General features: G+C 66.8%; 18 protein-coding genes and 1 pseudogene. 17 read left to right on the forward strand and 2 right to left on the reverse strand.

Annotated features, from left to right (window positions below; all coding sequences use genetic code 11):
* The 16 genes and pseudogenes from MBR110_RS18660 to MBR110_RS32515 form a co-directional block, all read left to right on the forward strand.
* Nucleotides 1-1191 (forward strand): tetratricopeptide repeat protein, encoded by a 1191-nt coding sequence (locus MBR110_RS18660; RefSeq protein ID WP_011882234.1) that lies wholly within the window; start codon nucleotides 1-3, stop codon nucleotides 1189-1191.
* Between the two features lie 299 nt (nucleotides 1192-1490).
* A complete protein-coding gene (locus MBR110_RS18665; protein ID WP_011882235.1) occupies nucleotides 1491-2066 on the forward strand; it encodes a helix-turn-helix domain-containing protein in 576 nt (191 codons plus the stop codon).
* A 345-nt stretch (nucleotides 2067-2411) separates the two neighbouring features.
* Complete coding sequence (locus tag MBR110_RS18670) at nucleotides 2412-5237, forward strand: TonB-dependent receptor (protein WP_014724881.1); 2826 nt, start codon at nucleotides 2412-2414, stop codon at nucleotides 5235-5237.
* A 174-nt stretch (nucleotides 5238-5411) separates the two neighbouring features.
* Complete coding sequence (locus MBR110_RS18675) at nucleotides 5412-7334, forward strand: extracellular solute-binding protein (protein WP_155624973.1); 1923 nt, start codon at nucleotides 5412-5414, stop codon at nucleotides 7332-7334.
* Between the two features lie 13 nt (nucleotides 7335-7347).
* Nucleotides 7348-8400 carry a microcin C ABC transporter permease YejB gene (locus MBR110_RS18680; protein ID WP_011882238.1) on the forward strand — a complete coding sequence of 351 codons (1053 nt, stop codon included), beginning with the start codon at nucleotides 7348-7350 and terminating at the stop codon, nucleotides 8398-8400.
* Entirely contained in the window at nucleotides 8354-9469 is a 1116-nt protein-coding gene (locus tag MBR110_RS18685) for an ABC transporter permease (RefSeq protein ID WP_045578004.1), read from the forward strand. The genes MBR110_RS18680 and MBR110_RS18685 overlap by 47 nt, the downstream gene beginning before the upstream one ends.
* Nucleotides 9466-11115, forward strand: a complete 1650-nt coding sequence (locus MBR110_RS18690) for an ABC transporter ATP-binding protein (protein WP_045578003.1) — start codon at nucleotides 9466-9468, stop codon at nucleotides 11113-11115. Before MBR110_RS18685 ends, MBR110_RS18690 begins: the two co-directional genes overlap by 4 nt.
* Before the next feature lie 142 nt (nucleotides 11116-11257).
* Nucleotides 11258-14419 carry a multidrug efflux RND transporter permease subunit gene (locus MBR110_RS18695; protein ID WP_181709470.1) on the forward strand — a complete coding sequence of 1054 codons (3162 nt, stop codon included), beginning with the start codon at nucleotides 11258-11260 and terminating at the stop codon, nucleotides 14417-14419.
* A gap of 201 nt (nucleotides 14420-14620) precedes the next feature.
* Nucleotides 14621-15241, forward strand: coding sequence for a TetR/AcrR family transcriptional regulator (locus MBR110_RS18700; RefSeq protein ID WP_014724875.1), 621 nt, complete (start codon nucleotides 14621-14623; stop codon nucleotides 15239-15241).
* Nucleotides 15242-15428: 187 nt separating this feature from the next.
* On the forward strand, nucleotides 15429-16487 hold the full coding sequence (locus MBR110_RS18705; RefSeq protein ID WP_014724874.1) for an NADP-dependent oxidoreductase: 1059 nt from the start codon (nucleotides 15429-15431) through the stop codon (nucleotides 16485-16487).
* Nucleotides 16488-16572: 85 nt separating this feature from the next.
* Nucleotides 16573-16872: a putative quinol monooxygenase gene (locus MBR110_RS18710; RefSeq protein ID WP_011882244.1), complete on the forward strand. Its 300-nt coding sequence runs from the start codon at nucleotides 16573-16575 to the stop codon at nucleotides 16870-16872.
* Nucleotides 16873-17015: 143 nt separating this feature from the next.
* Entirely contained in the window at nucleotides 17016-17471 is a 456-nt protein-coding gene (locus MBR110_RS18715; RefSeq protein WP_011882245.1) for a (2Fe-2S)-binding protein, read from the forward strand.
* 1 nt (nucleotide 17472) lies between these two features.
* Nucleotides 17473-19692, forward strand: a complete 2220-nt coding sequence (locus tag MBR110_RS18720; protein WP_059621685.1) for a xanthine dehydrogenase family protein molybdopterin-binding subunit — start codon at nucleotides 17473-17475, stop codon at nucleotides 19690-19692.
* Nucleotides 19693-19706: 14 nt separating this feature from the next.
* Nucleotides 19707-21023, forward strand: coding sequence for a c-type cytochrome (locus MBR110_RS18725; protein ID WP_011882247.1), 1317 nt, complete (start codon nucleotides 19707-19709; stop codon nucleotides 21021-21023).
* A gap of 157 nt (nucleotides 21024-21180) precedes the next feature.
* Nucleotides 21181-22626 carry an NAD-dependent succinate-semialdehyde dehydrogenase gene (locus MBR110_RS18730; RefSeq protein WP_011882248.1) on the forward strand — a complete coding sequence of 482 codons (1446 nt, stop codon included), beginning with the start codon at nucleotides 21181-21183 and terminating at the stop codon, nucleotides 22624-22626.
* A gap of 225 nt (nucleotides 22627-22851) precedes the next feature.
* Nucleotides 22852-23015 (forward strand): annotated as a pseudogene (locus MBR110_RS32515) (ISNCY family transposase); the annotation flags it as partial.
* A 5-nt stretch (nucleotides 23016-23020) separates the two neighbouring features.
* Here the strand turns inward: MBR110_RS32515 and MBR110_RS18740 are convergent.
* Nucleotides 23021-23662, reverse strand: coding sequence for a LysE family translocator (locus MBR110_RS18740; protein WP_011882249.1), 642 nt, complete (start codon nucleotides 23660-23662; stop codon nucleotides 23021-23023).
* A 123-nt stretch (nucleotides 23663-23785) separates the two neighbouring features.
* Entirely contained in the window at nucleotides 23786-23968 is a 183-nt protein-coding gene (locus tag MBR110_RS18745) for a hypothetical protein (protein ID WP_014724869.1), read from the reverse strand.
* A gap of 212 nt (nucleotides 23969-24180) precedes the next feature.
* On the opposite strand from MBR110_RS18745, the gene MBR110_RS18750 reads away from it, so the two are divergent.
* Complete coding sequence (locus tag MBR110_RS18750; protein WP_181709471.1) at nucleotides 24181-25590, forward strand: aminotransferase-like domain-containing protein; 1410 nt, start codon at nucleotides 24181-24183, stop codon at nucleotides 25588-25590.
* The last annotated feature ends 125 nt before the right edge of the window (nucleotides 25591-25715 follow it).

Here is a 25715-nt window from a genome sequence, read left to right on the forward strand (position 1 = left end):
ATGAACCAGCGACGATGGAAACGGATGATGGCGCTGACGGCGCTCGGGGCGGCCTGCGTGCTCGGCCGGCCGGCGTGGGCGGCCGACACGTTGCGGCCCGATGTGGCGAAGCCGCTGGCGGCGGCGCAGGACCTGTATCGCGCGCACAAGTATCGCGACGCGCTCGGCAAGATCGCGCAGGCGGCCGCCGTGCCGAATCGCACGCCGTATGAAACCTACATGGTGGAAGCGACGCGCGGCGCGGCGGCGATGGCGGCCGGCGATACCGGCGTGGCCGCGCAGGCCTACGAAACCGTCGTGAACTCGGGGCGCCTGTCGGGCGCGGATGAGCAGCGGACCACGGCGGCGCTCGCCGGGATCTACTTCCAGCAGAAGAACTATCCGCAGGCGATCCGCGTCGCGCAGCGCTACCTGAAGGCGGGCGGCACGGATCCGGACATGCGCACGCTGCTCACACAGTCGTATTACCTGTCGAACGATTGCAGCCAGGTCGTGAGCCAGTTGAAGGCGAGCACGGAGGCGCAGGCGCAGGCCGGCCATGCGCCCGACGAAGGGCAGTTGCAGATGCTGGCGACCTGTGCGCAAAAGAGCAAGGATGCCGGTGCCTATCGCAGCGCGCTCGGCATGCTGGTCGCTTATCATCCGAGTCCCGCGTACTGGGCGGACATGATCTCGGCCATTCGCGGCAGCCCCGGCTACCTGTCGTCGCTCGACCTCGACATCTACCGGTTGCGCAGGGCGACGGGCTCGCTGACGACGGCCGACGCCTACATGGAGATGACGCAGCTCGCGCTGGCGGCAGGAACGCCAGCCGAAGGCAGGCAGGTGATCGACCAGGGATTCGCGTCCGGCGTGCTCGGCAAGGATGGGCAGGCCGACCGCGAGAAACGGCTGCAGGCGCTGGCTGCCAAGCGTGCGCAGGCGGGTGCGGACCCAGCCAATCCGGTGGCGCCGCTCGATGTGGGCATGAATCTGGTGTTTGCGGGCCACGCGGCGCAGGGGCTGTCGATGATGGAGCAGGTGATCGCGAAGGGCGGGCTCGAGCACCCCGATGCGGCGCGGCTGCGGCTTGGCGAGGCGTACTACGTGGCGGGCCAGAAGGCGCATGCGGTCCAGGTGCTGCGCACGGTGAAGGGTAACGACGGTTCGGCCGATCTGGCGAAGCTGTGGATCGCGGTGGCATCCCGGTAGCGCGACGTAAGGGCACGACGGCGTGCGACACGCACGCAATCGACGAGCAGCGTAGCGCGGCAGAAGGACAAGCCGTCGAAGGTCGGACATGAAGATGGAAAGGGGCGATCTTGTTGATTAGCAAGGCGAATCAAATTTGCGAAACATCCGATGACGGGCGACGACGGCGCCACGCCGCACCACGCGCCGGCTGCCCGCGGCAGCGCGCGGCCGGGTATCACGCCGAGCCGGTCGCGTCATCGCATCGGTCAAGGATCGACGACATCAAACCAGTTTCGACTGCGAGGCCCCGCACTTCCATGACTGTGTCCGCTGATCAGTCGGTTCTGGTCGCCGTATCGCTAGGCAACAAGATCCGGGCGCTGCGCCAGCGTCTGAAGCTCACGCTCGACGAGACGGCCGGGATCGCAGGCATTTCGAAGCCGTTCCTGTCTCAGGTCGAACGCGGGCGCGCGACGCCGTCGATCACGTCGCTGGTCCGGATCGCGCAAGCGCTGGGCGTCACGATGCAGTACTTCATCGACACGCCGACAGAAGCGCGTTCGGTATGCCGTGCGCACGCGCTGCAGTATTTCCAGTTCACGAACTCGGCCAACCTGTTCGCCAAGCTGACGAACCCGGTGGATGGCCGCAAGCTCGACGCGATTCTCGTCAGGATGCCGGCGGGGCAGTCGCCGTCCGAGATAACGACCCATGCGGGCGAGGAATTCGTCTATGTGATGCGCGGGCAGGTCGCGCTGACGCTCGAGGATTGCACGTTCACGCTGAACGCGGGCGATACCGCGCATTACGAATCGACGGTGCCGCACGCGTGGCACAACACGGCCGACGAAGAGGCGGTGATCGTCTGGGTTGGCACGCCGAGGCTGTTCTAGCGGAGGCGGCAGGCGCCGCACGCCGCGACGCAGGAGAAGTATCCGATCGATGGAAGGCCGCACGCAGTACGCAGTACGGCCGGCAGACGTCTTCACTGCTCGTCGTCCATCGAATTGGAAATTGCAGGAAGTGCGCTCATTACATGTAGTAAGTATTGCGAATAAAAACACTAAGAGACGGTGATGCCGAGTGGCAGGGGTGCCCGAGGCCGATCCGTTCGAGTCGTGGCAGTCGAAAGGGTGGCTATGGCGGGGTCCGTTACACGGGCGCCCAGGACGCGCAAGGAACTCACAAAGTTCCGGCGTGCAGCAGGTGGGGTCTTACTACGAGCGAGAGGGAACAAGATGAAGCAGAAAGTTTTGGCGTTGGCCATCAAGAGGATAGTCTGGGCGGAGCTGGCGTTGACGGCCGTGCTGGTGCCGCCGGCGTTCGCCCAGAGCCAGCCGGCGCCGGGAGCCGCATCGATCGCGGATGCGGTCGCGAACGGCGCACCCGTGACCGTTTCGCAGGCGAACGGCACGGCGGGCTCTGTCGCTGCCACGGGTGCCGCGGCATCGAGCGCGGCAGCCGAGGCGACGCCTGCCGCGCCGGGCGCGAACGGACAAGGCAAGGTCGCGCAGATCAAGCGATTCGAAGTGACGGGTTCGCTGATCCGGCAGGCCGACAAGGTCGGCTTCAACCAGGTGCAGACCATCACGAGCAAGGACATCCAGAACAGCGGTCAGACCAACGTCGCTGATTACCTGCGCAGCACCTCGGCGAATTCGGCAAGCAGCTGGAGCGAAGGTTCGACGAACAGCTTCGCGCCGGGCGGCGCAGGTATCGCGCTGCGCGGCCTCAGCGAGAAATACACGCTGGTGCTGATCGACGGCATGCGGGTGTCGCCGTATGCGTTCGCCGTGAACGGCAGCGATCAGTTCTTCGACCTGAATACGCTGCCGCTCAACATCATCGACCGCATCGAAATCGTCAAGACCGGCGCGGTGTCCCAGTATGGTTCGGACGCAATCGCGGGCGTGGTGAACATCATCACGAAGAAAAACTTTCAGGGTCTTGAACTGGGCGGCAGCTACGGTGGTGCGACAAACGGTGAAGGCGGCCAGGGCACGACGCAGTTCAGCGTCCTCGGCGGCATCGGCGACCTGAACGCCGACCGCTTCAACGTGACGGCGGCGCTCAGCTACTACAAGTCGAACGGCATCTCGATCGCCGATCGCGACACGACGCAGAACCAGGACTTCTCCAATTTCCCGGGCGGCCTGTCGAACCAGAACGTGTCGTACTGGCGTAATCCGACCACCGGCGCGAAGGTGCCGCTGAGCCCGTGTCCGAACGGAGGCCAGGCCGTGCCGGGCACCTCCGTCGCGCAGGTCAACGGTCCGGGCACGGTCTGCGCAAACAACACCGCGTACGCATCGTCGCTGTCGCCGTGGACCGAACGCCTCAGCGCGAAGGTGCACGCCGACTTCAAGATCAGCGACGCGATGCAGGCGTTCGCCGATCTCTGGGAAAGCAACAATACGACGGTCACGAACAATTTCGTCGGCCGCCTCGGCAACAGCACGCAGACCTACGATCCGGCGACGGGCGGTCTCAACCCGGTTTCGAACCTCGTGCCGGGCAGCAACCCGTATAACCCGTTCGGCGTGCCGGCCAAGCTGGTCTACTCGTTCCCGGCCACGCAGTCCGTGCACACGAGCTCGAACTTCTGGCGTGCCGCGACGGGTGTGAAAGGCTCGTTCAGCACGCCGCGCGTGGGCGACTGGGATTGGACCGCGTCCTACACGCATTCGCAGAACACGGTGTCGAACAACTATTCGAACCTGATCAACGCGGCCGCATTGGAGAACATCGTCCAGAACGGCGTGTTCAACTTCGCCAATCCGTCGTCGACACCGAACGGGTTGAACGGCCTTTACGGAAGCACGTCGACGCAGGCCATCACGAAGCTCGACGCTGTCGATGCGACGCTGTCGACGCCGAACTTGTTCACGTTGCCCACGGGTAACGTCGGCCTCGGTCTCGGTACGCAATTCACGCACCAGAGCCAGTACATCGGTACAGGCGCGGACTACGCGAACGGCACGCTCGTCCAGCCGTCGCTGCAATCGGTCAACGGCGAGCGCAACGTCGCGGCGGTCTACTACCAGATCGACATTCCCATCCTGAAGAACCTGACGTTCAGCCAGTCGGGTCGCTACGACCACTACAGCGACTTCGGTGGCGCATTCTCGCCGCGCTTCGCGTTGCGCTTCCAGCCGATCCGCGAGCTGACGGTGTACGGTTCCTACAACCGCGGCTTCCGCGCACCGACGCTGATCGAAAACACTTCGTCGAGGACCTACGGCGCGCAGGGCGCGGTCGATTCGAACGATCCCAACAACCCGAACGCATACAACCTCGTCGAGGAAGTGCAGGCCGGTAACAGCAAGCTGCAACCGGAGCGCACCAAGAACTACAACATCGGCTTCCAGCTGTCGCCCACCCGCAATACCGATTTCGGCTTCGACTGGTACAAGATCCACATCGACAACGTGATCGGCACGGAAGACATCCAGACGGTGGTCGACCAGAACGATCCGTCGAAGGTGATCCGTAACCCGAACGGCTCCATCGCGTATGTGGTGCTGCCGTATATGAATCTGTCGTCGCTCGACACCGACGGCTTCGAGACGACCTTCCGCCAATCGGTGTCGACCAAGATCGGTACGTTCACGCTGTCGGGTGACTGGGCCTACGTATGGCACTTCAAGATGCCGGTGGGCGGCGAGACGACCGACTTCGCGGGCAACAACGGTTCGCTGAACGAGCCGTTCGGCGGCAGCTTCCCGCGCTGGAAGGGCAATACGAGTCTGAACTGGAACTACCACAACCAATGGAATGCGACGTTGACGTGGATGTTCACGGGACCGTACAGCCAGGCCATCCTGTCGCCGGGCCAGTATCCGAACATGCAGGACAGCGTGGCTTCGTACAGTCAGTTCAACCTGATGGTCAGCTACACCGGCTTCAAGCATTGGACGATCTACGCCGGCATCGACAACATCTTCAATCGTGCGCCGCCGTTCGATCCGGTCTTTATGAACGCGAGCTACCAGACGGGCTATGACACGTCGCTGTACACGTATGTCGGTCGATTCGCGCAGATCGGCGCGACCTACAAGTTCTGATGCTGCAATCGGTTTGAATGGCACGCGATGGGCCGCTCCGCTTCCCTTTACCGGCCGGGAGCGGCCCTTTCCGGCCTGACGCCGTTATGTGCGATCCGGCGGCGTCGAGCCGTTGCGACAACCATACTGAATCCGTGCCGGCAGCCAACCGGCGCATCCCAGGACAAGCAGAAGATGAGACTTGTAACGTTGCGTTTGCCGCACGCGCCGCAATCGGTTCGCTTTGCGCTGCGGGCCGGCCGGCAACGCGGGCGAATCGCTCGCATCGCAGCTGCCGTGTGCGTGGCGTCGACGCTGAACGCTTTCGCGCCTTCGGCCGCCGAGGCCGCCAACGCGATCTCTCAATACGATCAGCCCAAGTACTCGGCCAACTTTACGCATTTCGATTATGCGGATCCCGACGCGCCGAATGACGGCACGCTCAACTTCGAGAACTACGATACGGCCCAGAGCTACGACTCGCTGAACCCCTTCCTGACCCGCGGCTCGCCCGCGCCGGACATCAAGAACCTGATGTTCGACACGCTGATGCAGCGCAGCTGGGACGAGCTGGCGTCCGAATACGCGCTGATCGCCGACGACGTCGAAGTGGCGTCCGACGGGCTGTCGGCCACGTTTCACATCAATCCGGCCGCACGCTTCTCGAACGGCGACGCGATCACCGCGGCCGACGTCAAGTATTCGCTCGACACACTGGCGAGCCCCCAAGCGTCGCCGATCTACAACGCGCAGTTCTCGATCATCAAGCGCGCGGTGGTGGTCGACAGCCACACGATCCGCTTCGAATTCAAGCACGCGGAGCGCGACGCGGCGCTGATCGCAGGCGACCTGCCGGTGTTCTCGCCGAAGTGGGGGCAGCGCGCCGACGGTACGCGCCCACCGTTCGACCAGATCGCGAACGTGCCGCCGATCGCGAGCGGCGCGTACCTGATCGAGCAGCGCAGAAACGACAAGCAGATCGCATACGTGCGCAACCCGCACTACTGGGCCGCGAACCTGCCGTCGCGGCGCGGGATGTTCCGCTTCGCGCGCGTGTCGTTCAAGCTGTATCTCGACCAATACACGGCGCTCGAGGCGTTCAAGGCCGGCGATGTCGACGCGCGGATGGAATACAGCTCGACGCAGTGGGCGCGCAAGTACGTCGGCAAGAACTTCCGCAACGGGCTGTTGAAGAAGGGCGAATTCCCGGACGGCCCCGCGCAGATGCAGGGCTTCATGATGAACCTGCGCAAGCCGATGTTCCGGGACGTGCGCGTGCGGCATGCGCTCGCGCTGGCATTCGACTTCGACTGGATGAGCCGGATGATGTTCTACGGGCAGTATCGCCGCACCAACAGCTTCTGGGAGGCGAGCCCGTTCGCGGCGTCCGGCATGCCGAGCGCGAAGGAGCTCGCGCTGCTCGAACCTTACCGGTCGACGCTGCCGGCGGAGGTGTTCGGCCCGATGATCAAACAGCCGTCGACGCTGCCGCCCGGCTCGCTGCGCGCGAACCTCAGGCAAGCCCGCGACCTGCTCGCGCAGGCCGGCTGGCACTATCGCGACGGCGCGCTGCGTGACGCGAACGGCACGCCGATGACGATAGAGATCATCGACGACCAGCCCGGCATGGACCGCCTGATCCTGCCGTACACGCAGGCGCTCGAGACGCTCGGCATCCATGCGTACCTGCACGAGCTCGACAGCGCGCTCTACCAGAAGCGGCTCGACAATTTCGAGTACGACATGACGACCTATATCTACTTGCCCGTGACGATCCCGGGTGCGGAGCTGACACGCCGGTTCGGCAGCGAGGCCGCATCGCAGCCCGGCTCGGAGAACTATCCGGGCGTGAAGTCGAAGGCGGTCGACGCACTGATTCGAGCGGCGCTCACGGCCGGTACGCTCGACGATCTCGAGACGGCCGTGCATGCCCTCGACCGCGTGCTGATCAACCTGTACGTGCTGGTCCCGCAGTACTACCTGCCGAACGCGCGGATCGCGTACAAGACGGCGCTCGGCCATCCGCCGGTCGTGCCGGCTTCCTATCAGTACGAGGACTGGATCATCGACTACTGGTACGTGAAGCGGCCGGCGGCCCAACCCGCTCCGGCGGCCTGACGAGGGAGCTACGATGCTGGCATACATATTGAGGCGGTTGCTACTGATGATCCCGACGCTGATCGGGGTCGTGACGATCACGTTCGCGGTCACGCAGTTCGTGCCGGGCGGCCCGGTCGAGCAGGTGCTCGCGCAGTTGCGCCACGGCAGCGCGCGCGGCGGGGACGCGGGCGGAGGCGGCGGCGGCTACCACGGCAGCCAGGGCGTCGACCCGCAGCAGATCGAGCAGATCCGCAAGCAGTTCGGTTTCGACAAGCCGCCGCTCGAGCGCTATCTGCTGATGCTGAAAAGCTACGCGACGTTCGACCTCGGGCAGTCCTATTTCGCGCACCGCAGCGTGTGGGCCGTGATCCGCTCGAAGCTGCCGGTGTCGATCACGCTCGGCTTGTGGACGGTGATCCTCACCTACCTGATATCGGTGCCGCTCGGCATCGCGAAGGCGGTGCGCAACGGCTCGCGGTTCGACACCGTGACGAGCGTGCTGGTGCTGACCGGCTACGCCGTGCCGGGTTTCGTGCTCGGTGTGCTGCTGCTGATGCTGTTCGGCGGCGGCACGTTCTGGCAGGTGTTTCCGATGCGCGGGCTCACGTCGGACAACTTCGACGACCTGACGCTGCTCGGCAAGACCCTCGACTATCTGTGGCACATCGTGATGCCCGTCACCGCGTCGGTGGTCGGCAATTTCGCGATCGTCACGATCCTCACGAAGAACACGTTCCTCGACGAAATCGGCCGGCAATACGTGCTGACCGCCCGCGCGAAGGGCGCGCCGGAACGCGACGTGCTGTGGAAGCACGTGCTGCGCAATGCCGCGATCCCGCTGCTCACGGGGCTGCCGGCCGCGTTCGTCGGTGCCTTCCTGAACGGCAACCTGCTGATCGAGACGCTGTTCTCGCTCGACGGGATGGGGCAACTGTCGTACGACTCGGTGATCCGCCGCGACTATCCGGTCGTGCTGGGCTCGCTGTTCCTGTTCACCCTGATTGGTCTGCTGACCAAGCTTATCGCGGATATCTGCTATGTCCTCGTCGACCCCCGTATCCAGTTCAGCCGGCTGGACCACTGATCCGGCCGCCGTCGCGGACGCGGCGTCGCCGTCGCCATGGCGACGCACGTGGCTGCGGTTTCGCGCGCAGCGGCTCGGCTACTGGAGCCTCGTGATCTTCGTCACGCTGTTCGCACTCAGCCTGCTGGCCGAAGGATTGTCGAACGACCGGCCGTTGGTGGTGCGCTACGACGGCCACTATTATTTCCCGATCGTGAAGGACTATCCGGAGACACAGTTCGGCGGCGATTTTCCGGCGAAAACGAATTATCTCGATCCGTACATCCGGGCCAAGATCGAGTCGCACGGCAATTTCGCGATCTACCCGCCGAACCGCTACCGCTACGACACGATCGACTATTTCGCGTCGCGGCCGTACCCGGCGCCGCCGTCCGCGAGCAACTGGCTCGGCACCGACCAGTTCGGCCGCGACGTCCTCGCGCGGCTGCTGTACGGATTTCGGCTGTCGGTGCTGATGGCGTTCGCGCTGACGGTGTCGGGCGTCGCGATCGGCGTGCTGACGGGCGCGCTGCAGGGCTTCTACGGCGGGCGCACCGATCTCGTCGGGCAGCGCCTGATCGAAGTCTGGAGCGCGCTGCCCGACCTGTACCTGCTGATCATCTTCGCGTCGATCTTCGAGCCGTCGCTGTGGCTGCTGTTCATCCTGCTGTCGATGTTCGGCTGGCTCGTGCTGTCCGACTACGTGCGCGCCGAGTTCCTGCGCAACCGCGCGCTCGACTACGTGAAGGCCGCGCGCACGATGGGGCTGTCGAACCGGCAGATCATGTGGCGGCACGTGCTGCCGAACAGCCTGACGCCCGTGATCACGTTCCTGCCGTTCCGGATGAGCGCGGCGATCCTGTCGCTGACGAGCCTCGACTTCCTCGGCCTCGGCGTGCTGCCGCCGACGCCGAGCCTCGGCGAGCTGCTGCAGGAAGGCAAGAACTACCTCGACGCGTGGTGGATCTCGATCTCCGCGTTCGCGGCGCTGGTCGTCACGCTGCTGCTGCTCACGTTCATGGGCGACGCGCTGCGCAACGCGCTCGACATGCGCGCGCGCGGCTCGGCCTTCGGCGGGGAACAACGATGACCGAGCCCTTGCTGGACATTCGGCGGTTCTCCGCGCACTTCGGCGCGAAAGCCGCCGTGCAGGATCTGAGCCTCGCGGTCGGGCGCGGCGAGCGTGTCGCGCTCGTCGGCGAGTCGGGCTCGGGCAAGAGCGTGACGGCGCTGTCGATCCTGCGGCTCGCGCAGCAGGCGACGCTGTCGGGGCAGATGCTGTTCGACGGCGAGGATCTGCTCGCGAAGACCGAGCAGCAGATGCGCGGCATCCGCGGTGCCGATATCGCGATGGTGTTCCAGGAGCCGATGACGGCGCTCAACCCGCTGTATACGATCGGCAAGCAGATCGCCGAGAGCCTGCGGTTGCACGAGGGGCTGCGCTCGGGCGACGCGCGCGAACGCGGCATCGCGCTGCTGCGGCGCACCGGGATCCCGGAGCCGGAGCGGCGCATCGACAGTTTTCCGCACCAGTTGTCGGGCGGCCAGCGGCAACGCGCGATGATCGCGATGGCCCTCGCGTGCCGGCCGCGGCTGTTGCTCGCCGACGAGCCGACGACCGCGCTCGACGTGACGGTGCGCCAGCAGATCGTCGACCTGTTGATCGAACTGCAGGAGCAGGAGGCGGCCGCGCGCGGGATGGCCGTGCTGCTGATCACGCATGACCTGAACCTCGTGCGGCGCTTCGCGCAGCGCGTGGCCGTGATGGAGCAGGGCGTGCTCGTCGAGACGAACACGACCGCCGCGCTGTTCGCCGCGCCGCAACACGCATACACGCGCCGGCTGCTCGACAGCGCGCCGCAACGCGCCATCGAGCCGGTGGCGGCCGGCGCGCCGACGATCCTCGACGTGCAGCAGCTCGCCGTCGATTACCGCATCGCGACGAAGGGCTGGCGCGGGGTATTCGGCAAGACGGCGTTTCGGGCCGTACACGACGTGAAGTTGAGCCTGAAACGCGGCGAGACGCTCGGCATCGTCGGCGAATCGGGGTCGGGGAAATCGACGCTGGCGGCGGCCGTGCTCGGGCTGCAGCGGCCGGCGTCGGGCGGCATCGAAATCGACGGCATGCCGCTGGCGTCGCTGCGCACGACGCGCGGCCGGCGCACGCTGTACGGCCGCATGCAGGTCGTGTTCCAGGATCCGTTCGGCTCGCTGTCGCCGCGCATGACGGTCGAGCAGATCGTCGGCGAGGGGCTCGCCGTGCACCAACCGGCGGTGGCCGGCGCCGCGCGGCGCGCGCGGGTCGCCGCGCTGCTGCAGGAGGTCGGCCTGCCGGCCGAAGCGATGCTGCGCTATCCGCACGAATTTTCCGGCGGCCAGCGCCAGCGCATCGCGATCGCGCGCGCGTTGGCGGTGGAGCCCGAGCTCCTGGTGCTGGACGAGCCGACGAGCGCGCTCGACGTGTCGATCCAGAAGCAGGTGCTGAATCTGCTGACGCGTCTGCAAAAGAAGTACGCACTGAGCTACCTGTTCATCACGCACGATCTCGCGGTGATGCGCGCGATGGCCCACCGGGTCATCGTGATGAAGGCCGGACGCGTGGTCGAGGAGGGCGATACGCTCGACGTGTTGCACGCGCCGTCCCATCCGTATACGCGGGCGCTGCTCGCGTCGTCGATGCTCGCACCGGATCCGGAACCTGAATCAGAGCGGAGGGAAGGGGATGCACATGATTGACGTGAGTCGGGCGCGGGGCGCCCGTGCCGCCCGGGCGTCGCGCAGCGACGCAGGTTCGATGCGGCGCGACGACGCCCGCCACCGGTCGTTCGGCCCGGCGGCAAGCGCAGTCGCGCCGCTGGCCCTTCGCTGACGCACCGCGATGCCGTCGTTCTTCATCGACCGCCCGGTATTTGCGTGGATCGTCGCGCTCGCGATCGTCGTCGCGGGCGTGCTGGCCATTCCGCAATTGCCGATCGCGCAGTATCCGCGCCTCGCCCCGCCGCGCGTCGTCATCACCGCGGCCTATCCGGGCGCGTCGACCGAGACGGTCGACGGCGACGTCGGCAGCATCATCGAGGAAAGCCTCGACGGCGCCGACGGCCTGCAGTACTACGAGACGAGCAGCGACGGTCACGGCAATCTCGAGATCGACGTGACGTTCGCGCCGGGCACCGATCCGGACATCGCGCTCGTCGACGTCAACAACCGGCTGAAGCAGGTCGAGCCGCGGCTGCCGCAGCAGGTCGTGCAGCAGGGCATCGGCGTGTTCAAGGCGGCCAACACGTTCCTGATGCTCGTCACGCTGACGTCGACCGACGGCACGCGCGACTCGGCGCAGCTCGGCGACTATCTGAACCGTTACGTGCTGCGCGAGCTGAAGCGCGCGCCGGGCGTTGGCTCGGCCCAGCTGTGGGACGCCGACGAGGCGCTGCGGGTCTGGCTCGATCCGGGCAAGTTGCGCGAATACGACCTCGGCGCCGACGACGTGATCGCGGCCATCGCCGCACAGAACGCGACGGTGACGGCCGGCGCGATCGGCGATGCGCCGTCCGTGCACGGCCAGCAGCTGACGGCGACGATCGTCGTCAAGGGACAACTGACGACGCCGGAGGAGTTCGGCCGGATCGTGCTGAAGTCGAAGCAGGACGGTTCGGTGGTGCGCGTCGCCGACGTCGCCCGCGTCGAAATCGGCCGCGACGACTATTCGTTCTATTCCCGGCTGAACGGCCGTCCGGCGGCCACCGTCGGCATCCAGCTCGGCCCGCGCGGCAACGCGCTCGAAACCTCCAACGCGATTCGTGCGCGGCTTGCCGCGCTGTCGAAGACGCTGCCGCCGGGCGTCGCGATCGAGATTCCGTTCGACGGCGCGCATTTCGTGACGATCGCCATCCGGGAAGTCGTGCTCACGCTCGCCGAGGCCGTCGTGCTGGTGTTCTGCGTGATGTGGCTGTTCCTGCGCGAGCTGCGCTACACGCTCGTGCCGACCGTCGTGATTCCGGTCACGCTGATGGGTGCGTTCGTCGCGATGTGGGCGTTCGGGCTGTCGATCAACGTGTTCACGATGTTCGGCCTCGTGCTGGCGATCGGCATTCTGGTCGACGACGCGATCGTCGTGGTCGAGAGCGTGCACCGCGTGATGGAGGAGGGCGTGTCGCCGCGCGAGGCGACGCGCCGTGCGATGAAGCGGATTGGCGGGGCGATCGTCGGCGTGACGGCGGTACTGACGGCCGTGTTCGTGCCGATGGCATTCTTTCCGGGCAGCGTCGGCGGCATTTACCGGCAGTTCGCGGTGTCGATGATCGCGTCGATGCTCGTGTCGTCGTTCATGGCGCTGTCGCTCACGCCGGCGCTGTGCGCGAATCTGCTGAAACCGGTCGGCCGTCGCGAAGACGGGGGCCGCCGCGTGCCGCGACGCGGCCTCGGCACGCGGCTGGCCGACCGCTTCGGCGTCGCATTCGCTCGCGCGGAGGCCGGCTATCGGCGCATGACCGTGTCGGCGGTGCGCCGCACGGGCACGGTCGCGGGCATCTACGTCGTATTCGTGGCCGTGTGCGGACTGCTGTACTGGATGATGCCGGGCGGTTTCCTGCCGACCGAGGACCAGGGGCAACTGCAGGTGATGATCCAGTTGCCGGCCGGCGCCACGCAGGCGCGCACGGTCGCGGTCGTGCAGCGCGTCGAGGCGCTCCTGCGGGCGGAGCCGGCCGTCGCGAACGTGACGAGCGTGATCGGCTGGAGTTTTGCCGGCAGCGGGCAGAACGTCGGGATGGCGTTCGTCGAACTGAAGGACTGGGCGCAGCGCGACGTCGATGCGACGACGCTGCGCGATCGTCTCAATCGGCGTTTCGGCGAGATTCTCGACGGCGACGTAGAAGCGACGCTGCCGCCATCGGTGCCCGGCATCGGTCACGCGGACGGCTTCACGTTCCGTCTCGAGGATCGTGGCGGGGTCGGGCTCGACGTGCTGAAGGCCGCTCGCGAGCAACTGGCAGCGCGCGCGAAGGCGGACCCGGCGCTCGCGTCCGTGCATTTCGAGGACTTGCCGGATGCGCCGCGAATCGAACTAGACGTCGACCGCGCGAAGGCGTATGCGCTCGGCGTGCCGTTCGAGCGCATCGCGGGCCTGCTCGGCGGCACGTTCGGCTCGAACTACATCAACGACTTTCCGGCATCGGGCCGGATGCGCCGCGTGATCATCGAGGCGGATCCGGCCGCGCGCGCGACCGACGGGGAGCTGATGGCGCTCACGGTGCCGAACCGGACGGGAGACATGGTGCCGCTGTCGGCCATCGCCGCGCCGCACTGGACGGTCGGGCCCGTGATGCTGAATCGCTACGACGGATATCCGTCGCTCGACATCAGCGGCCGGGCGGCGGCCCACACCAGTTCGGGCGCGGCGATGGCCGAGATGGAGCGGCTTGCCGCGGTGCTGCCGGCCGGGATCGGCTACGACTGGGTCGACGCGGCGCGCCAGGAGCGGATCGCCGAACGACAGACGCCGCTGCTGGTCGGGTTGTCGGTGCTCGCGGTGTTCATGGCGCTTGCCGCGCTGTATGAAAGCTGGACGATTCCGCTGTCGGTGCTGACGATCGTGCCGCTCGGGATCGTCGGCGCGGTGGCGGCCGCGCTCGCGCGCGGAATGCCGAACGACGTCTACTTCAAGGTGGGGATGATTACGGTGATCGGCTTGTCGGCGAAGAATGCGATTCTGATCGTGCAGTTTGCGCGCGAACTGGGCGGGCGCGGCGTGCCGTTGCGGCAGGCGGTGGTCGAGGCCGCCGCCGCGCGGTTTCGGCCGATCGTGATGACGTCGATGGCGTTTCTGCTCGGCGTCGTGCCGTTGGTGCTGGCGACCGGCGCGGGTGCGGAAAGCCGGCGCTCGATCGGGACCGGCGCGTTTGGAGGCGTGCTCGCGGCGACGGTGTTCGGGCTGGTGTTCGCGCCGGTGGCGTTTCGGGTCGTGGCGTCGGGTGGTCGGCGTGGCCGGCGTGTGGGGGTGACGAAGCGGGACGACCGTCAGGCCGAGGCCGTTCGCGAGTGAATTCGAGGGCAGCGAACGTCAAGTAGCCATGGCGGCCGACCGCATTTTCTGCAGCTTTTCTCGTTCGACGGAATCGTTTCTCGAGAATTTTTGTTCGTAAGAGTGAAGTTGTAATGCGGCGCGCTTCAGGTAAAGTCCCGCTGAAATCCCCGGTCCGGCCTTGCTAGACGACCGGTCTAATCGTTGCTAAGATACGCCATCATGAATGCATCTTCGGGCGCGGAAGTCCGCCAGCACATCCTGAACATCGCGAAGCCGATCATGCTCCACAAGGGGTTTTCGGCGGTCGGTCTGAACGAGATTCTCGCCGCGGCGGGCATCCCGAAGGGCTCGTTCTACCATTATTTCGGCTCGAAGGAGGCGTTCGGCGAAGCGCTGCTCGACGCGTATTTCGACGGCTATCTGGCGCATCTCGACAACCTGCTCAAGCATCACGAAGGCACCGGCGCGCAGCGCCTGATGACGTATTGGGGCAACTGGCTACACACGCAGTGCGCGGACGATCTTGAAGGCAAATGCCTGGCCGTGAAGCTCGGCGCCGAGGTGTCCGATCTGTCGGAGGCGATGCGCGCGGTCCTGCGGCGCGGCACCGGCCAGATCATCGAGCGGATCGCGGGCGGCATCGACGCAGCATTGGCCGACGGTTCGCTGCACGGCGTCGACGATCCCGCGCACACGGCCGCGACTCTCTACGAACTGTGGCTCGGCGCAACGCTGCTGGAAAAGATTCACCGCAACCGCAAGCCGCTCGAACACGCGATGCGCGAAACCCGACGGATGCTGAACCTGCCACCCGTCACGGACGAGGGGACGCAGGTGTGATGCAGGCGCGCACTGGCGCGCCTTGTTTTTGCTCCAACGCTAGACGACTGGTCTACTAAACCGAAATCTCATTGCTCGATCCCGATGGCCGCGGCTTCGCCGACGACGTCGCCGCATCGGCCACCGATCCGATCCTGCCAATCGCAACTGCCAACCCGCACTTGCCAACCTGTTGACGGAGGTTCCCATGCCGCAAAGCAACACAGCAAACCGCAGAATCGTCCTAAACGCGCGCCCGGTCGGCGCACCCACCGCGAATGACTTCCGTGTCGAAACCGCCGACGTGCCGGTGCCCGGCGCCGGCCAAGTGCTGTTGCGCACCGTCTGGTTGTCGCTCGATCCGTACATGCGCGGCCGCATGAGCGACGCGCCGTCGTATGCGCCGCCGGTGGCGCTCGGCGACGTGATGGTCGGCGGCACGGTCAGCCGCGTCGTCGCATCGAACCTGCCCGCGTATCGCGAAGGCGATCTGGTCGTCGCGGGCAGCGGCTGGCAGGACTATGCGCTGTCCGACGGCCGCGACCTCATCCCGCTCGGCCGCGACTTCGCGCATCCGTCATATGCGCTCGGCGTGCTCGGCATGCCGGGCTTCACCGCGTACACGGGGCTGCTGAGCATCGGCGAACCGAAGGCCGGCGAAACCGTGGTCGTGGCCGCGGCGAGCGGCGCGGTCGGCTCGGTGGTCGGCCAGATCGCGAAGCTGAAGGGTTGCCGGGTGGTCGGCGTCGCGGGCGGCGCGGAGAAGGTCGCGTACGTCAAGGACACGCTCGGCTTCGACGCCTGCGTCGATCACCGCGATCCGCAATTCGCCGCGCGGCTGAAGGATGCCTGTCCGGACGGCATCGACGTCTATTTCGAGAACGTCGGCGGCGCCGTGTTCGACGCGGTATGGCCGCTGCTCAACGATCACGCGCGTGTGCCCGTGTGCGGCATCATCGCGCATTACAACGACGCGGCATACGACGACACCGCCGTATCGGCCGGCCGCGATCGCGTGCCGGCGCTGATGGGGACGATCCTGCGCAAGCGCATCCGCATGCAGGGCTTCATCATTCTCGACCACTATGCGACCGGCTACGCCCCGTTCCTGAAGGAGATGAGCGAATGGGTCGCGCAAGGCAAGGTGAAGACGCTCGAGGACGTCGTCCCCGATCTCACCGAAGCGCCGCAGGCGCTGATCGGCTTGCTCGCCGGCAAGAACTTCGGCAAGGTCGTCGTGCGTGTCGGCCCAGACCAGCTCGACTGACACCGCAGCCGCCCCCCCACTGCACGCTGGCGTCGCGCAACGCCGGCTTGTGGCATGCTCGTTTCCGTTTCCAAAGGAGTGAAAGATGGCGCTACACGTGATTGCTTCATTGTTCGTGAAACCCGAACACTTCCAGGCTGCCGAGGCCGAATTGCGCAGCATGGTCGCGAAGACGCGGGTCGAGCCGGGCAACCGCCGCTACGACCTGTTCCGCGAGCAGGACGGTTCGCCGAACCTGCACCTGTACGAGGTCTACGACGACCAGGCCGCATTCGATGCGCACCTCGCCAGCCCGCACTTCACGCAGTTCCGGACGAAGTCGGCGGACTGGTTCTCGGCGCCGCCGGTCATCAAGGTGCTGGCCGGCCTCGACGTGGCCGACTGACGCCGCAGCAGCACCCGTGCGGCTCGCCTCCCGCCCCGAGCCGCACGGCAGCCGCTGCGCATCACGCAGCGGCAATGACGACAATAACGCGGCGCAGCAGATCATCCGCGCCGTCTCCCCAATAAACCGGCCCCGGAGGCTGAATGGTCACCCTCAATATCAACGGCGAAAGCCGCACGGTCGACGCGCCTGACGACATGCCCCTGCTGTGGGTGCTGCGCGACGTCGTCGGCCTCACCGGCACGAAATTCGGTTGCGGCATCGCGCAGTGCGGCGCATGCACCGTGCATCTCGACGGCGTCGCGGCGCGTTCGTGCGTGCTGCCGGTCGCAGCCGTCGCCGGCCGCAAGATCACGACGATCGAAGCCGTCGGCGCAACGCCGGCCGGCCAGAAGGTGCAGGAAGCATGGCGCGAGCTCGACGTGGTGCAGTGCGGCTATTGCCAGTCCGGGCAGGTGATGGCGGCCACCGCGCTGATCGCGTCGAACCCGCATCCGAGCGACGCCGACATCGACGCGGCGATGGCAGGCAACATCTGCCGCTGCGGCACCTACAACCGGATTCGCGCAGCGGTCAAACACGCCGCGAACGGAGGCTGAGATGTCGCGAGGACTGATCGAAGCAGGGCGGGTCGGCGCGCGCGTGTCGCGCCGTTCGTTTCTGAAGGCCGGCATGTCGCTCGGCGCGGCCGCGGGCGGTGGCCTGCTGCTCGGCTTCAGCATGCCGGCGGCGGGCGGCGAAGCGCGGCGCTCGGTGATCGGCGGCGACGCGGATGAACCCGCGCGCCCAGGCGTATTCGCGCCGAACGCGTTCGTGCAGATCGATCGCGCCGGCCAGGTCACGCTCGTGATGCCGAAGGTCGAGATGGGACAGGGCGTCTACACGGCGCTGCCGATGCTGATCGCCGAGGAGCTCGAGGTGCCGCTGTCGAGCGTCACGCTCGACCATGCGCCGCCGAACGAGAAGCTGTTCTCCGATCCGCTGCTCGGCGGCCAGCTGACCGGCGGCTCGACGTCGGTGCGCTATGCGTGGGAGCCGCTGCGGCGCGCCGGCGCGACCGCGCGCACGTTGCTGGTGTCTGCCGCAGCGAAGCAATGGAGCGTCGATCCGGCCGCATGCCGCGCGGAAAATGGCGAAGTGCGGCACCCGCCGAGCGGCCGGCGCGCATCGTATGGCCAGCTTGCGGACGCCGCAGCGAAGCTGCCGGTGCCGAAGGACGTCGCGCTGAAGAAGCCGGCCGATTTCAAGCTGATCGGCAAGCCGGTGAAGCGGCTCGATTCGCCGGAGAAGGTCGACGGCACCGCGCAGTTCGGGCTCGACGTGAGGCTGCCCGGCATGCTGTACGCGGTGATCGTGAACAGCCCGGTGTTCGGCGGGACCGTCGCGAGCGTCGACGCTACGGCCGCCAAGAAGATTCCCGGCGTGCGCCAGGTGGTGCGCGCCGACGACGCGGTCGCGGTCGTCGGCGACCACACGTGGGCCGCCAAGCGCGGCGCGTCCGCGCTGGTCGTCAAGTGGAACGAGGGTGCCGACGCGAAGGTGTCGACGCAGGACATCGTCGCCGATCTCGCACACGCCGCCGCGAACGGCAAGGGCGCGGTCGCGCGCAAGGAGGGCGACGTCGGCAACGCGTTCGCGCACGCGAAGACGCGCATCGATGCCGTCTACGAGCAACCGTTGCTCGCGCACGCGACGATGGAGCCGGTCAACTGCACGGTGCACGTGCGCGGCGATGGCTGCGACGTGTGGGTCGGCACGCAGGTGCCGACGCGCGTGCGCGACACCGTGCACGGTCTGACGGGCCTGGCGCCCGAGCGGATCGTCGTGCACAACCATCTGCTCGGCGGCGGTTTCGGCCGTCGGCTCGAGACGGACATGGTCGCGCAGGCGGTGAAGATCGCGAAGCAGGTGAACGCGCCGGTGAAGGTCGTGTGGACGCGCGAGGAAGACATCCAGCACGACATGTATCGCCCGTACTACTACGACAAGATCTCGGCCGGCCTGGACGCGAACGGCAAGCCGGTGGCATGGCAGCACCGGATCGTCGGCTCGTCGATTCTTGCCCGCTTCGCGCCGCCGGCGTTCCGCAACGGCGTCGATCCCGATGCGGTCGAGGTGGCGGCGGATCTGCCGTACGACCTGCCGAATCAGCTCGTCGACTACGTGCGCCAGGAGCCGCGCCACGTGCCGACCGCGTTCTGGCGCGGCGTCGGCCCGACCCGCAGCACGTTCGTGGTCGAGAGCTTCATCGACGAACTCGCCGCGCAGACCAGCACCGATCCCGCGCAATACCGCCGCGCGCTGCTCGGCAAGACGCCGCGCGCGCGCAACGTGCTCGACGTCGCGACCAAGGCGGCCGGATGGGGTTCGCCGTTGCCGAAGGGGCAAGGGCGCGGCGTGTCGGTGATGCACGCGTTCGGCAGCTTCTTCTCGATCGTGATCGACGTCGCGGTGGAGGACGGCGAAGTGCAGGTCAAGCGCGCCGTGTGTGCGGTCGACTGCGGGATGGTGGTGAACCCGAGCACGATCGAGGCGCAGGTGCAGGGCGGCATCATCTTCGGGATCACCGGGGCGTTGTACGGCGAGATCACGATCAAGGACGGGCGCGTCGTGCAGAGCAACTTCAACGATTACCGGGTGCTGCGCATCAACGAGACGCCGCCGATCGAGGTTCACCTCGTCAAGAGCGCCGAGGCGCCGGGCGGCATCGGCGAACCGGGCACCGCGGCCACCGCGGCGGCCGTCGCGAACGCGATCTTCGCGGCAACCGGCAAGCGGCTGCGCAAGCTGCCGGTCGGCGGCCAGCTGAAGACGGCCTGACGGGAGAACGAACCATGCAAAATCTGTCTCTGAATCCCGTGAATCGTGCCGTGCGCATGCTCGGTGCGTCGCTGCTGGCGCTTGCCGCGCTGACGCCGTTCGCGGCGCGCGCCGCGACGGCCGCGCCGGCCGACAGCGCGCTCGTCGAGCGCGGCGCGTATCTCGCGAAAGCCGGCGACTGCATCGCGTGCCATACCGCGCCGCGCGGCGCGCCGTTCGCCGGCGGCCTGAAGATGGCCACGCCGATGGGCGCGATCTACACGACCAACATCACGCCCGACCCGGACACCGGCATCGGCGGCTACACGGAGGCGCAGTTCGCGGCCGCGCTGCGCTCGGGCGTCGCGAAGGACGGCCATCGGCTGTATCCGGCGATGCCGTATCCGTCGTACGCGAAACTGCGCGACGACGACGTGAAGGCTTTGTACGCGTACTTCATGCACGGCGTCGAGCCGGTGAAGCAGGCCAATCGTGCTTCCGACATTCCGTGGCCGCTCAACATGCGCTGGCCGCTGGCGCTGTGGAACGCCGTGTTCCTCGACACGACGCCGTACACCGACAAGCCGGCCAAGGATGCGGCGTGGAATCGCGGCGCGTATCTCGTGCAGGGTCTCGGCCATTGCGGGTCGTGCCATACGCCGCGCGGCGTCGGCTTCCAGGAAAAGGCGCTGGACGAGGGCGGCAGTGCGTTCCTGTCCGGTGCGGCGCTCGACAACTGGTTCGCGTCGAACCTGACGGCGGAGCCCAATACCGGGCTCGGCCGCTGGAGCGACGCCGAGGTCGCGCAGTTCCTGAAGACCGGCGCGAACCGGCATGCGACCGCATTCGGCGCGATGGTCGGCGTGATCAACCACAGCACGCAGGCGCTGAGCGACGACGATCTGGCGGCGATCTCGCGCTACCTCAAATCGTTGCCGGCGGCGGGCGGCACGGGTGCGCCGCCTTACAGCTACGATCCCAAGGCGACGCAGGTCGCGCTGGGTCGGCCGGCGAACGATCCGGGCGCGAAGGTGTATAACGCTTACTGCCTGCATTGCCATGGCGCCGACGGTCGCGGTTATGCGCCGCTGCTCGCGCCGATCGCCGGCAACCCGAACGTGCTCGAAGCCGATGCGTCGTCGCTGATCAACGTGACGCTGAACGGAAGCGACACGCTCGTCATCGGCGGCGTGCCGTCGGCGTATCCGATGCCGGCGTTCGCGGACCAGTTGAACGACCGGCAGATCGCCGATGTGCTGACGTTCATGCGCGCAGGCTGGAACAACGGCGCGCCGGCCGTGCAGGCTGCGGAGGTCGCGAAACTCCGCAAGGCGACGGCGGCCGCGCGTTGAGCCCGGCCGGGTGCGGCGAACCACGACGGGCGCGCGTACCGCGTGCCTGTCGTCGAGCTGCCGCATGCCGCGCGCGGTAGCGCGGCTTTTTCTGTCAACCGGCGCGCGGCCGTTCGCGGCAGCGCGCGATTTATCGACGCAAAGTAGGGGTGTCTGGATGGCTAACGTGACTTATACGGATACACAACTGCTGATCGACGGCGAGTGGGTCGACGCCGCGAGCGGCAAGACGATCGACGTCGTGAACCCGGCGACCGGCAAGGCGATCGGCAAGGTGGCCCACGCGGGCATCGCCGATCTCGACCGCGCGCTTGCCGCGGCACAGCGCGGCTTCGAAGCGTGGCGCAAGGTGCCCGCGCACGAGCGCGCGGCGACGATGCGCAAGGCCGCCGCGCTGGTGCGCGAGCGCGCCGATGCGATCGCGCAACTGATGACGCAGGAGCAAGGCAAGCCGCTGACGGAAGCGCGCATCGAGGTACTGTCGGCAGCCGACATCATCGAATGGTTCGCCGACGAAGGCCGCCGCGTGTACGGCCGCATCGTGCCGCCGCGCAATCTCGGCGCGCAGCAGATGGTCGTGAAGGAGCCGGTCGGTCCGGTCGCGGCGTTCACGCCGTGGAACTTCCCGGTCAACCAGGTCGTGCGCAAGCTGTGCGCGGCGCTCGCGACCGGCTGCTCGTTCCTCGTGAAGGCGCCGGAGGAGACGCCGGCATCGCCGGCTGCGCTGTTGCGCGCGTTCGTCGACGCCGGTGTGCCTGCGGGCGTCGTCGGTCTCGTGTACGGCGATCCCGCGGAAATCTCGTCGTATCTGATTCCGCATCCGGTGATCCGCAAGGTGACGTTCACGGGTTCGACACCGGTCGGCAAGCAGCTGGCGGCGCTGGCCGGCCAGCACATGAAGCGCGCGACGATGGAGCTGGGCGGCCACGCACCGGTGATTGTCGCCGAGGATGCGGACGTCGCGCTCGCGGTGAAGGCTGCCGGTGGCGCGAAGTTCCGCAACGCGGGCCAGGTGTGCATCTCGCCGACGCGTTTCCTCGTGCACAACAGCATCCGCGACGAATTCACGCGTGCGCTGGTTGCGCATGCGCAGGGGCTCAAGATCGGCAACGGTCTCGACGAAGGCACGACGCTCGGCGCGCTGGCGAATCCGCGCCGGCTGACCGCGATGGCGTCGGTCGTCGAGAACGCGCGCAAGGTCGGCGCGAGCATCGAGACCGGCGGCGAGCGGATCGGCTCGGAAGGCAACTTCTTCGCGCCGACCGTGATCGCGAACGTGCCGCTCGAAGCCGACGTGTTCAACAACGAGCCGTTCGGCCCCGTTGCTGCGATTCGCGGCTTCGACAAGCTCGAGGATGCGATCTCGGAAGCGAACCGTCTGCCGTTCGGGCTGGCCGGCTACGCGTTCACGCGTTCGTTCGCGAACGTGCATCTGCTGACGCAGCGACTCGAAGTCGGGATGCTGTGGATCAACCAGCCGGCTACGCCGTGGCCGGAAATGCCGTTCGGTGGCGTCAAGGATTCGGGCTATGGGTCGGAAGGCGGGCCGGAAGCGCTCGAACCGTATCTCGTCACGAAGTCGGTGACGGTGATGGCGGTTTGATGGTCAGGTGATGCCGTGCGCGCGCCGCGTTTCGCGCGGCGCGCGGTTGAGCGGTGGTTGGTGGTGCTGGGTTTGAGTTGCCTATTTTAGACTTTACATAACGTGAATTATCAATCTGAGCGATGTAGTAGCTTTTTAGAAATGTCGTGTTCTAGCCATTTAGAAATGTCCGCTTTCGGGCGCGTAAGCTGTCCGGCTGCCGATTTCCCGGCGTCGGAGGCTGCGATGGCTGCAACGGAGCGGATCTCGATGACGATGCGCGAACTGGACCGATTCAAGATCATTCAGGACGTAACGGCGAGCTCAAGCCGTGGCGTGCAGCCGAATGGCTGGAATTGACGAGCCGGCAGATCCGGCGACGGGTCGGCCGATTGCGTGATCACGGGCCGCCACGTCACTGCCAGGCGATCGAACGAATGAAACCCGCCGCGAGCACACAATAGAACGCGCCGCAAAACAGACCGAACGGCTTGCGCGTGCGCGTGAAGAACGGCCCGGCCGAATGCGACGAGAACGCAAGCGCGTACGTCGTGAACACGATGCAGCCGAGCGTCGCGCAACCGGCGACGAGCATGAAGCTCGTCCACGCCGGCGAGTTCGCCGACAAACCGAGCGTCGTCACCGTCAACCACGACAGAATCGCCTTCGGGTTGGTGAGGTGGATGCCGAGTCCCTGCAGATAAAACACCGCCGCGCCGCCGCGTCGCGTCTGCGTGGCCGCCTTCATCGGATCGCGCGACGAGAACGCCGTCCGAACCGCCTTGTGCGCGAGCCACAGCAGATAGAGCGCGCCGAGGATCTTGAGCCACATGAGCAGCGGCCGGTACGACAACAGCATCGCCGACACGCCGGCCGCCGCGGTCACGCCCCAGCACAGCGAGCCCGAGATCACGCCGGCCGCCGTCGCGAGGCCCGGCATGCGTCCGTAGTTGAGCGACGCGTTCGCGATCGACAGGTTGCCCGGCCCAGGCATCGCCGTGCCGATCAGGTAGACGGCGACCGCGACGCCGAAGCTGGAGAAGTGCGCGAGATTCATCTAAGGGTCCTTGTGCTCATCGCCACGCGCGGCCGTTCCGCTGCGCGCCGCCGTGCTCGTGTGAAACAACCGTGATCGAGTTTTCTTCCCGTCGGAAATCCACCTCCGCGGCTCACGCCGCCCTTACAGGCGCTCGTCCCGGCGTTCTCGGTCGAGACAGCGCACGGCCCGATGACAGGCCGAACCGATGCGGAGCGGCGGCGTCGCGCCCTCCTTCACGACCACGCCGTGCAGTGCCGGCACCCGCGAGACGACCAGCGGCACGCTCATCGCGACGTTGAAAACATGGGTGTTACCGAGGCGCATGGGCGTACCGCCTTTTCCATTCGGAACAGCCCGATTTCGCGCATGTGATCGCCCTAGCCGCTACGGTTCGACAGCGGCCCCACCGAACGCCTGCGGTAGCGATTATTCGACTAGAATCCGCTCACCGGAATGAACACAACCAAACAATCACCATCAAAGTGTTCGGGCATTTCGCCGAACACTTTGCCCGCCCTTCCTGACGATGGTGTCAAATGAAACTCGCGCTCGATACGACGACCGGCGTCCCGCTCAACGAGCAACTCGCTCGCCAGCTCGAACAGATGATTCGCTCGCGACATTTGCGCAGCGGCGTAAAACTGCCGTCGATCCGCAAGATGGCGGCCGACCAGCAGATCAGCCGCTTCCCCGTCATCGAGGCATACGACACGCTCGCGGCCCGCGGCCTGATCCAGCCGCGTCACGGCGCGGGCTTCTACGTGACCGACCGGTTCGACCGCAGCGCGCCGGTCGGCGGCACGGATCCGCAGATCGCCGAGGAAGAATCCGGCCACATCCTCGAGCAATTCGCGTCGACCGACGATCGCCTCAAGCTGTCGAGCGGCTTCATGCCGGCTGCGTGGCGCGACGTCGACGGCATCGCCCAGGCCATACGGCACGTCGTGCGCAGCGACGCGGCGAGCCTGGTCGACTATGCGCAGCCGCAAGGTGACCCGCTGCTGCGGCAGTACCTGAGCGGGCATCTCGCGCCACTCGGCATCCACGCGCAGCCGCAGCAGATTCTCGTCACGCACAGCGCGAGCCACGCGCTCGATCTCGTCGTGCGCCTGATGCTGAAGCCGGGCGACACGGTATTCGTCGAGGATCCCGGTTACTTCAACCTGTTCGGGCTGCTGAAGTTGCACGGCGTGAAGCTCGTCGGTGTGCCGCGCCGCGCGACGGGGCCCGACGTCGAGATCACCGAGGCGCTGCTGCGCGAACATCGTCCGAAGCTGTTCTTCGTCAATACCGCGTTCCACAACCCGACGGCGACGAACATTGCGCCGCCGGTGATGTTCCGGCTGCTGCAGCTCGCGCATCGGCACGACTTCACGTTCGTCGAGGACGACGTCTACGCGGACTTCGAAGCGGCGCCGTCGCAGCGGCTCGCGACGCTCGATCAGTTCGAACGGGTGATCTATCTGAGCGGGTTTTCGAAGGCTTTGTCGTCGTCGCTGCGGATCGGCTACCTGGCCGCGCGGCCCGAGCTGATCAAGCCGCTCGTCGAGCTGAAGGCGCTCACGAGCATGGGTGGCGCGCGGCTCGCGGAAAGCATCGTCGCGTCGCTGCTCGAGCGTGGCACGCATCGCAAGCATCTGGAACGGCTGCGCCGGCGCCTCGCGCAGGCGTCGGCCAACGCGGTGGCGCGATTACGCCATGCGGGCTGGGAAGTGTTCGAACAGCCGAGCGGCGGCATGTTCGTGTGGGCGCGCGTGCCCGGCGTGGAAGATTCCGCGCTGCTGTGCGACACCGCGCGCACGTTCGGGCTCGACCTTGCGCCCGGGCGCGAATACCGGCCGAACGGCGAGGCGACGCCGTGGGTACGGCTCAACGTCGCAGCGGCGAGCGATCCGCTTGCCGAGCCGTTCATCGACGCGGCCGCCGGCCTCGCTCGAGACACGTGACGGACCGTCTTGCGCGGATGTGATGCGATGCAAACGCGGCCGGCTTCCGACGGCCGCGCCGGTCGCAGACAGCCGGTCAGCTGCGCGACAACACGTCGTCATTTGCGGGTCCGTGCGATCGACGA

It is taken from the genome of Burkholderia sp. MBR-1 (assembly GCF_013822785.1).
Classification (GTDB): Bacteria; Pseudomonadota; Gammaproteobacteria; order Burkholderiales; family Burkholderiaceae; genus Burkholderia; species Burkholderia vietnamiensis.

Excerpts from the sequence above, each read along its gene's own strand:
- MBR110_RS18660 (WP_011882234.1), top strand. The coding sequence starts at position 1 with ATGAACCAGCGACGATGGAAACGGATGATGGCGCTGACGGCGCTCGGG.
- MBR110_RS18665 (WP_011882235.1), top strand. The coding sequence starts at position 1,491 with ATGACTGTGTCCGCTGATCAGTCGGTTCTGGTCGCCGTATCGCTAGGC.
- MBR110_RS18670 (WP_014724881.1), top strand. The coding sequence starts at position 2,412 with ATGAAGCAGAAAGTTTTGGCGTTGGCCATCAAGAGGATAGTCTGGGCG.
- MBR110_RS18675 (WP_155624973.1), top strand. The coding sequence starts at position 5,412 with ATGAGACTTGTAACGTTGCGTTTGCCGCACGCGCCGCAATCGGTTCGC.
- MBR110_RS18680 (WP_011882238.1), top strand. The coding sequence starts at position 7,348 with ATGCTGGCATACATATTGAGGCGGTTGCTACTGATGATCCCGACGCTG.
- MBR110_RS18685 (WP_045578004.1), top strand. The coding sequence starts at position 8,354 with ATGTCCTCGTCGACCCCCGTATCCAGTTCAGCCGGCTGGACCACTGAT.
- MBR110_RS18690 (WP_045578003.1), top strand. The coding sequence starts at position 9,466 with ATGACCGAGCCCTTGCTGGACATTCGGCGGTTCTCCGCGCACTTCGGC.
- MBR110_RS18695 (WP_181709470.1), top strand. The coding sequence starts at position 11,258 with ATGCCGTCGTTCTTCATCGACCGCCCGGTATTTGCGTGGATCGTCGCG.
- MBR110_RS18700 (WP_014724875.1), top strand. The coding sequence starts at position 14,621 with ATGAATGCATCTTCGGGCGCGGAAGTCCGCCAGCACATCCTGAACATC.
- MBR110_RS18705 (WP_014724874.1), top strand. The coding sequence starts at position 15,429 with ATGCCGCAAAGCAACACAGCAAACCGCAGAATCGTCCTAAACGCGCGC.
- MBR110_RS18710 (WP_011882244.1), top strand. The coding sequence starts at position 16,573 with ATGGCGCTACACGTGATTGCTTCATTGTTCGTGAAACCCGAACACTTC.
- MBR110_RS18715 (WP_011882245.1), top strand. The coding sequence starts at position 17,016 with ATGGTCACCCTCAATATCAACGGCGAAAGCCGCACGGTCGACGCGCCT.
- MBR110_RS18720 (WP_059621685.1), top strand. The coding sequence starts at position 17,473 with ATGTCGCGAGGACTGATCGAAGCAGGGCGGGTCGGCGCGCGCGTGTCG.
- MBR110_RS18725 (WP_011882247.1), top strand. The coding sequence starts at position 19,707 with ATGCAAAATCTGTCTCTGAATCCCGTGAATCGTGCCGTGCGCATGCTC.
- MBR110_RS18730 (WP_011882248.1), top strand. The coding sequence starts at position 21,181 with ATGGCTAACGTGACTTATACGGATACACAACTGCTGATCGACGGCGAG.
- MBR110_RS18740 (WP_011882249.1), bottom strand. The coding sequence starts at position 23,662 with ATGAATCTCGCGCACTTCTCCAGCTTCGGCGTCGCGGTCGCCGTCTAC.
- MBR110_RS18745 (WP_014724869.1), bottom strand. The coding sequence starts at position 23,968 with ATGCGCCTCGGTAACACCCATGTTTTCAACGTCGCGATGAGCGTGCCG.
- MBR110_RS18750 (WP_181709471.1), top strand. The coding sequence starts at position 24,181 with ATGAAACTCGCGCTCGATACGACGACCGGCGTCCCGCTCAACGAGCAA.